The sequence below is a fragment of the Streptomyces sp. NPDC051561 genome (assembly GCF_044454195.1).
GTDB lineage: Bacteria > Actinomycetota > Actinomycetes > Streptomycetales > Streptomycetaceae > Streptomyces.
On the sequence record NZ_JBITDM010000043.1, the window covers coordinates 18,395 to 29,212 of the forward strand.

Below are 10,818 nucleotides of genomic sequence, written 5' to 3' on the forward strand. Positions count from 1 at the left end.
TCCGGAGCTGGAGCACCCGGTGCCCGTGGCTCTGCCGCGGACTCCCAGGGGGGAACTGTGACGGACACCCGGGGGGCGCAGCCCCAGCAGAGTTACGACGGGTACGCGGCCGGGCCGCTGCCCGGAGAGCGGGACCAGCCGGCCCAGGGACCTGGGTCCCAGCCGTACCACCCGCCGCAGGCGTACCAGGGACAGTCGACTCAGGGCGGTCCTGCGGGACCGCCGCAGGGCGGCGGGACCACGCAGGCGGGCCAGCACGGCGGCGGTACGCAGGGCGGGCAGACCGGTGCGGTGCGCCGGCCCCGCACCGGGGCGCGCACCACGCCTCGTACGCGAAAGGCCAGACTGCGGGTGGCCAAGGCCGATCCGTGGTCGGTGATGAAGGTCAGCTTCCTGCTGTCGATCGCACTGGGCATCTGCACGGTGATCGCGGCCGTGGTGCTGTGGATGGTCATGGACGCCATGGGTGTCTTCGCGACCGTCGGCGGCACCATCAGCGAGGCGACCAGCTCGACGGCAGGTTCCGGTGAGAGCAGCGGGTTCGACCTCCAGTCGTTCCTGTCGCTGCCGCGGGTGCTGATCTTCACCTCGGTGATCGCGGTGATCGATGTGGTGCTGATGACGGCCCTGGCGACGCTGGGCGCTTTCATCTACAACCTGTCGGCCGGTTTCGTGGGTGGTGTGGAGCTCACGCTGGCCGAGGACGAATAGGCCGGTCGGGCGCTTGGACCGGCCTTCGGGCTGGTCCAAGCACTGGGTGCGGAGAACCGATTTTGGGACTGCGCCCCAGGTGCGCTAATCTTCAGGAGTCAGCGCGCGAGCGCGGCGGGGCTATAGCTCAGTTGGTTAGAGCGCATCCCTGATAAGGATGAGGCCACAGGTTCAAATCCTGTTAGCCCCACATTTACCGGTTGGCCCGGACGAGGAAGTTCTCGTCCGGGCCAACCGCATTTGTATGTCCGGAAGTTGAAGCCCGACTAGGTCACCGATCGGTATCGGTCGGTGTGTATAGTCGGCCGCCAAGAGGTCTCCTACGTCAAGGAAAGACGAGGTCGCGCGGTGAAGAAGCTTCTCCTGGTCGCACTGGCCGCCATTGGCGGGCTCCTCGTGTACCGCCAGATCCAGGCGGATCGCGCCGAGCAGGATCTGTGGACGGAGGCGACTGACTCCGTGCCCGCAGGTTCGGGTGTCTGAGCTCCAGTAGTCCCACAGGGCCCCGGTCGCTTTTTGCGGCCGGGGCCCTGTGCTGTCTGCGGGACGGGGGTCCGACTGCTCCGGTGGCCCGACTGCTCCGACTGCCCGATGGCTCCGGTGGTCCGCTGTTGCGGGACCGTGACGTAACCCTCTTGTATTTGCCTACGCAAATCACTAGCTTGCATGAGCAAAGCTGAAGCAGGTTCTGTGGAGCCAACCAGGGGGCGCGGATGAGGGTGCGGATGTCGGCCGTGGTGGCCGGTGGGGCTTTACTGGGGGTGCTGGGCGGGGCTCCGGCTGTCGCGGTCGCCGATGTTTCACGTGAAACGGTGCGGGCGGCGGGTGATGTTTCACGTGAAACGGGCGGCCGGGGTGGCCTGGTCATGGTGCTGGACTCCTCGGGTTCCATGGGTGAGAGCGACGGTTCCGGGCGTACGCGCATGGAGTCGGCGAGGGCGGCGGTGTCCACCGTGGTGGACGGGCTGCCGGACGGCTATCCGACAGGGCTGCGGGTGTACGGCGCGGATCAGCCCAAGGGGTGTACCGATACCCGGCTCGTACGGCCCGTACAGGCGCTCGACCGGGAGGGGCTGAAGCGGGCTGTGGGCGGCGTGCAGCCCAAGGGGGACACTCCCATCGGGGTGTCGCTCCAGAAGGCCGCACAGGACCTTCCGAAGGCTTCCGGCGGGTCGGGTGGGCAGCGCACCGTGCTGTTGATCTCCGACGGCGAGGACAACTGCGGTACGCCGCAGCCCTGTGAGGTGGCCAAGCAGCTCGGCCGCAGTGGGGTGGATCTGCGGATCGACGCCATCGGATTCCAGGTGAAGGGGGCGGCCCGCGAGCAGCTGGAGTGCATCGCGGGCGCGGGGAACGGGCGTTACTACGACGCCCCGGACGCCGAGGCGCTCACCCGGCAGCTGCAACGTGCGGCCCAGATTTCGGCGGACGGCTACCGGTTCAAGGGGCGGCAGGTGCGGGGAGCGGCGACGAAGGCGGTCGCGCCGGCACTGGAACCCGGTCAGTACCTGGACACCATCGGGCCCGGCGAGATCCGCTATTACGCGGCCGATCTGGACGCCGTGTCCACCGTGAACTTCTCGGCGACGGCGGTTCCGCAGACCGGGGCGGCGGTGGACACCTTCGACGGGCTGAAGACCCGGATCGAGTACCGCGAGCGGAGGACCTGCGAGAACAGCACCGAGCACTTCCTCCAGAACGAGGGCGCCACCCCGCTGACTTCGGCGGTCGCCCGGGTGCCCAGCCAGAGCGGAAACGAAAGCTGCGACAAGGCCGGCCGGTACTGGCTGGCCGTCGAGCGGGAGAACAAGAAGGGCTCGGACGCGGGGCGCTGGCCGCTGGAGCTGACGTACGACGTGGAGGAGCCACTGCCCGGGGGCGTCACGCCGGCCGAGTCGCAGCCCGAGTACGGGGCGGGTGACGGGAAGGCCGTGATGCCGTCCGGCGACCCGGAGGACGTCCGGGGCGGCACCGGATTCAACGATGCCCGCAGGCTTGGTACCGGGGTGTGGCGCGACCGGATCCTGCCCTCGCAGACCCTTTGGTACAAGGTCCCCGCGGGGTGGGGGCAGCAGGTGCGGTACGACGTGGAGTTCGCCAACGAGCCCACCGTCGAGGGTGGTTCGAGCGTCTTCTCCTACGGGATGACGCAGGTCTTCACGCCCTCAAGGGCACCCGTGGGCGCCGGCACCGGGGGCTTCGATCCGAAGGTGCTCTACCGGGGCAAGCCCGCGGTCGCCCGGCTGGGAACCGTGCCGGTGGCGTGGACCAACCGGTACGAGTCGCACCCCAACACCGTGCCCGTGCACGCCAAGGGCGACTTCTACATCGCGGTCTCGCTCGGTGCGAAGACGGCGGAGATCGCCGAGAACCCGCGCATCGGAGTGGTACTGCGGGTTGCCGTACTCGGTGACGAGCGGTCAGGGCCGCAGCACGGCGCGCCCCTTGTGAAGGGTGCGGGTGGATCCGCTCCGGTGAAGGCGGATTCGGTCACCCGGGCGGACGGCGCTGCGGCGGGCGGGGCAGGATGGACCGGCACCGCGACGGCTGCCGTTGCGGGCGGGGCGATCGTGGTGATCGCCGGGGTCGTGCTTTTCGCGGTACGGCGGCGGACGGCCGGGCACACGACAAGGAGTGGCGCGTGATGAGCCAGCGCAACAGGGGTCGACGACTGCGGGGGGCACTCGCGGGGACGGCGGCGTTGTGCGTCGTTGTCGGGCTGCCGGGGCAGGCACTGGCAGCGGGCGGGCCCGGATCGTACGTCTTCGACACGGAGGCCGAGGCGACCCGGGGCGCGGCGACCACGGCGGACGCCCCGGCGCTGAAGGCCGGGGCGACGTACAAGGACAGCATCGAGCCGAAGGGCAAGCAGTACTACCGGCTGGACCTCGACGCGAAGACCAATGCCTATGTGTCGGCGGTCGCGGTGCCGAAGGCGGGAACCAAGGTCAAGTACGGCGACGACCTCAAGGTGTCGGTGCTGGACCGGAACAACAGCTCCTGCGACTCCGGGGACAGCGTCTCCTTCGGTTCCTCGGCGGAGTTCCCGCGGCCGCTCAGCACCTATGCGGCACGGCTGTTGAAGGAGGGCTCCAGCAGCTGTCAGAAGGCGGGCGCCTATTACGTGCTGGTCGAGCGGGGCTCCTCCGCGACCTCCACCCCCGAGGACTGGGAACTGGAGATCCGCTACCAGTCCGAGCCGGGTCTGAAGGCCGCCGGGCCGACGGAGGCCCCCGAGAGCTGGCCGAGCGCATCGCCCGCACCGCCCACCGGCGGTCCGCAGCCGCGCAAGGGCGGGACCGGCTTCAATGACGCCACCGGGCTCACGTCCGGTGAATGGCGTGACGAGATCAAGCCCGGTCAGTCGCTGTTCTACCGGGTGCCGGTCGACTGGGGACAGCAGATCTTCTCCGACGTCGACCTGCACAGCACCGACGGAGGGAAGAACGCGTACGTCGGGGGTGCGCTGGACTTCGCCCTCTACAACCCGGCGCGCGGGCTCGTGCAGGACGAGAGCGGAACGTACGACGGCAAGCAGAAGTCGACGTCGATGGATCCGCTGCGGCCGGTGGCCTACGAGAACCGCTTCGATTCCGGCAGTGGCGACAAGGACATGCAGCTGGCGGGCTGGTACTACCTGCGGGTCTCGATGAATCCCAAGGTTGGCCAGGCCTTCGGCGAGAAGCCCTACGGGTTGACGCTGCGGGTCAATGTGACGGGGCAGAAGCAGGCGGGGCCCGACTATGCGGCGCCCTCCACCGACTTCGGTGTCACCGAGGACGACCGGGAAGCGGCGAGCAGCGGGCAGAGCGGGTCTGCGGCGGAGCAGAGCAGCACCATGAAGACCGTCGCTGCGGCCGGGATCGGTGCGGGAACCGTGCTGGTCCTCGGGCTGGCGGTGTGGATGCTGGTGGCCCGCCGGAAGGCGTCCGCCGAGCCTCCCGTACCGCCGCAGCAGTCGCAGCAGGGGTTCGGGCCGCCGACGGGCTGGTAGCCGGACCTTCCGCGTCGGACGTGGCCTCATCCCTGAGAAGGATGAGGCCACATCTTGCTGGCCCGGACTCAGGTCTGGGTCAGCGCCCAGATGCCCACGGCGAAGCAGATCAGTGCAAGCACCAGTACCGGGACCGTGACCTTCGGGGGCGGTCCCGGTCGGCGTGCTGCGGGCCGAGTGGTGGGCTCGGGGAGCGGCGCTGTGTACGGGGCCGGGTGGGCCGGGGCCTGCCCCAGCGGGGACTGGGCGGTGTACGCGCGAGTGGGCGGCTGCTGGTGGTCGATCGCGCCCGTGGGCTGCTGCGAGGAGTCGAGCGGGGTGCCCGCGTAGGGGGCGGCCGCGTGCGCGGGAACCGGCGAGGGGGTGCCGGCCGGCGGCGGAGGGGGAGTCGGCGGCTGCGCCGGGAAGGAGTGCGGGGTGCCCTGCGGCGGCGGGGCGAGGTGGAAACTGCCGGTCTGGGACATGGCCGGCACGGCTGCGGAGGACGCGGTGGGCGGTGTGCCGCCGGTCTGCGGTCCGCCTGCGCCGGGGGCGGCGCCGGGTGCCGGGCGGTGGCGGGGATCGGTGGCCGCCTCGGGGCCTGTCGGGCCGAAGCCCGCGGGCAGCGGGCCGATCTGGTCGAAGACCTCGACCGGATCCTCGGACGGGTCGGCGTCCGGCAGCATCTCGACCGCCGCGGTGAGCGCCTTGCGGGCACCGGTGGCGGTACGGAAACGGGCCTGCGGGTCCGGCTGCAGCATCCCCGCCACGACCTGCCACAACGGTTCCGGGATGCCCTGCGGGGCGCCGGGGGTGCCGTGCGCGGCGAAGTGTTCGACCAGTGCCCTGGAGTCCGGCTTCTGGCCCTGGAGGAGGTAGAGCGCGACCAGGCCGACCGCGAACAGGTCGGCGGGGAAGTCCGGTTCGGCACCCATCATCTGCTCGGGGGCGAAGTAGCCCGGCGTACCGACGACGTAGTCGGTCTCGGTCAGCCGGGGTTCGCCCTTGCGCATGGAGATACCGAAGTCGGACAGCCGCAGATGCGGGCGGCCGGTGCCGGTGGCCTCCATGAGGATGTTCGCGGGCTTGATGTCGCGGTGTACGACACCTTCCGCGTGCACGGTGGCGAGCCCGGCGAGGAGCTGGTCGAGCAGGGTGCAGACGAAGCGGGGCGGGAGCGGGCCGTAGTCCCCGATGACATGGGCGAGCGAACCACCACTCACCAGGTCCATCGTGAACAGCACCTTGTCGTCGTCCGCGGCCCAGCTGGCAGGTGCCAGCACGTGCGGATGCTCGATGCGCAGGGCCTGCTCCCGTACGAAGCGCAGCAGGGTGTGCGCATCGCTCTGCTGGAGCACCTTGGCAGCCACGTAACGGCGTCGCCTGTGGTCCCAGGCCCGCCAGACCGCACCGACGCCACCCCGGCCGATCGGGTCGATCAGCTCGTACCGACCCGCGAAAATCTCACCCATGCGCTGCGCCCGCTCCCCGCTCTGCTTTCGTCTCGCTGCCGACGTGTGGTTCTGCCGCCGGCGGCTCCGTCAGCTCTGGTGTCAGCTCTGATGTGCCTCGTAGTGGGCGACCGCCTCGGCGGTGCGCCCCGCGCCGTACACCCGCAGGAACTCTGCCAGTTCCGGGTGGTCGGCGGCGAGGGAGTCCGCGGCGTGAATGATGTCCCCGGCCCCCGCCACCGAGCGCAGCAGCGACTGGATCTCGCGCACCACCCGGCGCACCGTGGGCGCCCCCGAGCTGGCCGTGGTCTGGCTGGTGGCGCTCAGTACCGAGCCGCCCTGCGACTTCTTGATCTCTTCCATCCGGTCCGTGGCCTCCCCTGCGCTGACGCTGCCGTCGGCTACCTGACCTGCCAGTTCCTGGAGGGCCTGGACGCGCTGGACGACAGCCGGATTACCGATCTTGGCCCGCTGGCCGCTCATCAGCTGGGACAGCATGGGCGCGGACAGGCCGAGTACGGCGGCGAGCCTGGCCTGATTGAGGCCCAGGTCGTCGATGAGCCGGCGGAAGAGCGCCCCCAGCGGCTCCCCGTACCAACTGCGCTGAAGTTCCCTGGCTCTTGCCGCGGCTTCCTGCTGTGCTGCGTCCATCTGCGTCTCCCCTTCGCTGCTGCGAACCTCGCGGAGCATCTTACGGAGCGTGGTCACACAGGGGGAGCCCCAATCTGTTTGCGGAATTGTGGGGGTCACCCGGTACTCTGGTGTGCGTCGGTGACCGCGTGCTGTTCCGCTCGGTTTCGGGCACCCTTTTTCGGGGCCTTAGCTCAGTTGGTAGAGCGCTGCCTTTGCAAGGCAGATGTCAGGAGTTCGAATCTCCTAGGCTCCACATCCCGAGAGGCCCCCTGACCTGCGGAAAAGCTGGTCAGGGGGCCTCTCCGTATTCATAACGTCAACACCGTGTCAACACGGGTCTGTCGTACGGTCCACTTCGTGGCATCGATCAAGAAGCGTGAAAAAAGGGACGGAACCTTCACCTACACCGTTCTGTGGCGTGCAGGTGGCGGGCGGAACGCGAAGCAGGAGTCGGAGAACTTCGACGACGAGACGTCGGCGGAGAGGTTCAAGGACCTGGTAAACGGGTTCGGCCAGCGGTGGCCGCTGGGGTGGATTCGTGGGCAGGGATTCGTGGCGGAGCAGCGCCGTCCCGCGACCATGTTCGAACCGTTCGCGCTCGCCTACATCGACCGGCTTACGGGCGTGCAAGGCGACACCCGCGGAAAGTACAAGAAGGAAGTCCGAGAGAACATGGCCCCGTGGTTCGGGCCCTACTCGGTTGAGGATGGCGAAGGCGGCATCAGCCGGGACATGGTCCAGGACTGGGTGGACGACCTGGTGAACGGCCGTCTCGCACCTCTTGACCTGCCTGACCGGAAGCCCCGTACCAAGTACAAGCCGAAGACAGTCCGGGACAAGCACGGGCTTCTCTTTTCGATCATGCAGGCCGCAGTCGACGCGGAGCCGCCCTTGAGGGCCTCCAACCCCTGCACCAGGACGAGCCTCCCCAGGGCCGACAGCGCCGAGGAGGAAGAAGACATCGTCTTCCTCGAACGCGAGGAGTACGGCTGGATCTACGAGGGCCTGGTGGATGACGCCAAGGAGTTGGCTGACGCCATCGCAGAGACCGGGTGCAGGTGGGGCGAGGCCACGGCGTTCCAGCCGCGCGACCTCCGCCGCCGCAACGGCCGGCCCGCGATCCGCGTACAGCGAGCGTGGAAGAGGGACGAGGACGGGAAGCCGGTACTCGGCCCGCCGAAGACCAAGAAGTCTCGGCGCACCATCGTGATCACGCACCGTCTGGACCGAATACTGCGGCGCCGGGCCAAGGGACTGGTCCCTGACGCCTTGCTTTTCACAGGCCCTGAGGGCGGCAGGTGGGACCCCGGGACTTTCAGGCGACTGCGTTGGCTGCCCGCGATCGAGTACGCCATGGAGAAGTACGGGCTGATCAAGCGCCCGCGCATCCATGACCTTCGGCATTCCCACGCCGCGTGGCTCATCGCCGCGAAGGTTCCGCTCCCTGCGATCCAGGGCCGCCTCGGGCACGAGTCCATCACCACGACCGTGGACACGTACGGGCACCTCTTGGACGCGCTGGACGACGAGGTCATGGCGGCCGTCGAGTGGGCTATGAACCCCGACGCCCCACTACCCGGCTTCCTGGCCTCCACGGGCCTCCACGCAGCCACGGAAGGCCTTCCTGTCATGCCACGACAGGGTTCCGGCGTCGGGCAGCCGGGATGGACGGACGCCAGCGAAGTCGCGGAGGAGCCACAAACCGCAGGCGCTGGTGAGCGGCCTGTGTTCGTCGTCACAGCAGCGGGTCGAAAGGTGCCCTTCGTAGACGAGCAGCACGCGCAGGATTTCACCGACCAGTGGAACGATGATCATGCTGACGAACTCGCTGCTCTGCGTGCGGAAGGACTCGCGATCGCTGTGGAACAGATCGCCCAGCAGGGGGCGATCGGTCCCGAGCGACGTAACAAGTGGGTCGGCGGCGGACCTGTCTGGACCCGAATGCCTGGGCGCGAGCTTGTGTACTCCTCGTGGGCGACGCTTGACGCCGGGGGCATGCTCGTGAGCGAGCCTGCGGCGATCAGCGGTCGGTGGACATGGGAGTTCGAGCACGACGAGTACACCAGCAAGGCAGCCGAGTACCGGACGGAGCGACGTTCGGACGGGCAGACCGAGGCGTACGCCCGGGGGATCAACAAATCTGCGGTCAGGCGTGCTACTGAGGATGCCCTTGCTCGGATCGCCGACGGCGGCGCACACGGCGAGTGGCCCCCGACGGCGTCCAGCGGCGTTTCTGCGGCGTCGTGGGATAAGCAGTGACAGGTCGTCTCCGATGGTGCACATCGAGTTGCTGGCCCGGCCATGACGGCACTGTTCGGCGAGGTGGTGGGAAGCGGGAAGCCACCTCTTGAGGGGGGAAGGCAGTGCCGAGTTGTGGGCAAGGGGCGTCTATGTGGAGCGGACCGAGCATGGTGAGTAGCCGCCTGCTGCCAACGCTCCCATACTGCAAGTCCTTCATGGGGGTGTCGGGGCTGACCGGCGGCCTGGGACGTGGCCCAGCCGTGGACCACAGCCAGCGTTGGCGAGTACACCGTGCCGCCGCGAACTGACGGGCATTGAGGGGAACCATGACGGCTTCGAGCGGTGTCCCCTGCTTGGCACCCCAGCCCGAACTGAGCCAGTCCCGAAGGGGCACGCGAAGTTCTGACTTAGCTCGGCCCCAGCCCCTTTCGAAGGCAGCTGGTTGTCCGTAAGTGGGAAGGACTTGTTCTAGCTTGGAGTCTGGATTGATCGTCTTGTTGAGCCAAGAGAAGACGAGGGTCTTTCCCAGGCCCACGCTACCCACCAGATGACGCCCGCGGGTAGGGGGCCGTCGTTTCAAGGCTCGGTGTTGAAAAGTAACCGGCTGGAGAGCGGCACCCGGTGCATCGGCCCGGTAGGAGTGGAGCCGAACGTGTTGGGGCAGTCGGCGCAGTCGGCGATGTGCCGCAGCAGACAGGAACGTATACGCAGAGGGGCCCGCCGACGAGCGGCCTGACTGGTCGTCCGTAGTGCCCAACCAGCGGTCGAGGTACCAGGAGCTCCAGATATGTTCCCCTGAATCAGGGCCAGCGTCGTCCAACGAAGGCAAAGCTGCCGGGGCCGCAGAGTAGTCCAAGACACGGTAGGGCTGGCGGTGCATCCGGCGCCCTGTGTAAGGGATTGCTTCGCTACCGAGCGCTGAGGCCTCTTCCATCCGCTGGCCAGCGCCGTCCTTCGCTCTCCGCCTATACATGGCTTGTCGGCAGGCGTCACTGCAATACGCACGGGGGCGCCCAACGCGCTTCTGCGTGAGCGGTGGGCTGGAGCAGCCGGGACGCCCGCACCGGTAGACGGGGATCTCCTTGTCGGCCTCCCACACAGTTCGCGAGAAGCCGGGTCCCGAACGGCTGCGCAGTTCCTCGCGGAGGCTTGGACCGAAGGCCGAATCACGGAGCCTCACTAGCAGTTGGGCAACAATTGCGCGCAACAGCTCTCTGCTGCAGCCGAGTTGATTGGCGAGCTGATAGTCAGGCGCACCGTGTAGGTAGTCCAGCAACAGGCTTCGCTCGCTGGGACGCAGCACTGCGCGCATTGCCCTGCCGAGAAGGTCGTTACTGAAGCGCGCACCAACTGGGTCGTGGTCGGGGCCGTAAACCGAACGTCTCACAGAGCGTTCCCTTCTGCTCCGGGCTCTGCGGCGGGGACCGGGCTCTCCGCCGGCGCCGGAGGGAGTGGAAGGCGTCGTGCGGGCACCTTGAGGGCCTTGGTCAGTGAGACCAGTGTCCGGTTGCTCGACTCCAGCATTCCGGGCAGGTCCTCGGCTCGCGCCCGACGCATAGCGTGACGTGCAGTCAGTCCGTGGATGAGCAGGGCTGTCAGACCCACAACGGCTCCGGCGGCAACGATGATGAGCGGAATCAGTACGAGGTAGGGCACGAGCGGTCGTCCTTCCGGCTGCACAAACGCAGAGGGGCCCCCCGCGCCCCCCCGGGGGCCCCCAGCGAAAAAAAAAAAAAAACAACCCAATGGGCCGAGGGTTTGGTCTGGGAAAAAAAGGGGTAAGTCCACAAATAAGATAAACCAGAAACA

Annotated in this window: 7 protein-coding genes and 2 tRNA genes; 7 read left to right on the forward strand and 2 right to left on the reverse strand. The window is 68.2% G+C overall.

Annotated elements, in window-relative coordinates; all coding sequences use genetic code 11:
- Positions 1 to 57 precede the first annotated feature (57 nt).
- The 5 genes from ACIA73_RS40730 to ACIA73_RS40750 all read left to right on the forward strand — a co-directional run bounded on the left by ACIA73_RS40730 (position 58) and on the right by ACIA73_RS40750 (position 4,705).
- Positions 58 to 711, forward strand: coding sequence for a DUF3566 domain-containing protein (locus ACIA73_RS40730; RefSeq protein ID WP_399444068.1), 654 nt, complete (start codon positions 58 to 60; stop codon positions 709 to 711).
- A gap of 116 nt (positions 712 to 827) precedes the next feature.
- Positions 828 to 901: transfer RNA gene (locus ACIA73_RS40735), tRNA-Ile, on the forward strand.
- A 158-nt stretch (positions 902 to 1,059) separates the two neighbouring features.
- Positions 1,060 to 1,194, forward strand: coding sequence for a DLW-39 family protein (locus ACIA73_RS40740; protein ID WP_003958712.1), 135 nt, complete (start codon positions 1,060 to 1,062; stop codon positions 1,192 to 1,194).
- Between the two features lie 230 nt (positions 1,195 to 1,424).
- A complete protein-coding gene (locus ACIA73_RS40745; protein ID WP_399444069.1) occupies positions 1,425 to 3,356 on the forward strand; it encodes a VWA domain-containing protein in 1,932 nt (643 codons plus the stop codon).
- Entirely contained in the window at positions 3,356 to 4,705 is a 1,350-nt protein-coding gene (locus tag ACIA73_RS40750; RefSeq protein ID WP_399444070.1) for a hypothetical protein, read from the forward strand. Before ACIA73_RS40745 ends, ACIA73_RS40750 begins: the two co-directional genes overlap by 1 nt.
- A gap of 68 nt (positions 4,706 to 4,773) precedes the next feature.
- On the opposite strand, the gene ACIA73_RS40755 is transcribed toward ACIA73_RS40750, so the two are convergent.
- Positions 4,774 to 6,156, reverse strand: coding sequence for a protein kinase (locus ACIA73_RS40755; RefSeq protein WP_399444071.1), 1,383 nt, complete (start codon positions 6,154 to 6,156; stop codon positions 4,774 to 4,776).
- 81 nt (positions 6,157 to 6,237) lie between these two features.
- Entirely contained in the window at positions 6,238 to 6,786 is a 549-nt protein-coding gene (locus ACIA73_RS40760) for a DNA-binding protein (protein WP_399444072.1), read from the reverse strand.
- A 162-nt stretch (positions 6,787 to 6,948) separates the two neighbouring features.
- On the opposite strand from ACIA73_RS40760, the gene ACIA73_RS40765 reads away from it, so the two are divergent.
- A tRNA-Ala gene (locus ACIA73_RS40765) sits at positions 6,949 to 7,021 on the forward strand.
- 104 nt (positions 7,022 to 7,125) lie between these two features.
- Positions 7,126 to 9,027, forward strand: coding sequence for a tyrosine-type recombinase/integrase (locus ACIA73_RS40770; RefSeq protein ID WP_399444073.1), 1,902 nt, complete (start codon positions 7,126 to 7,128; stop codon positions 9,025 to 9,027).
- Positions 9,028 to 10,818: the final 1,791 nt, after the last annotated feature.

Bases quoted from the DNA above. Each gene is read 5' to 3' on its own strand.
- ACIA73_RS40750 (WP_399444070.1), top strand. From the start codon at position 3,356: ATGAGCCAGCGCAACAGGGGTCGACGACTGCGGGGGGCACTCGCGGGG.
- ACIA73_RS40745 (WP_399444069.1), top strand. From the start codon at position 1,425: ATGAGGGTGCGGATGTCGGCCGTGGTGGCCGGTGGGGCTTTACTGGGG.
- ACIA73_RS40755 (WP_399444071.1), bottom strand. From the start codon at position 6,156: ATGGGTGAGATTTTCGCGGGTCGGTACGAGCTGATCGACCCGATCGGC.
- ACIA73_RS40760 (WP_399444072.1), bottom strand. From the start codon at position 6,786: ATGGACGCAGCACAGCAGGAAGCCGCGGCAAGAGCCAGGGAACTTCAG.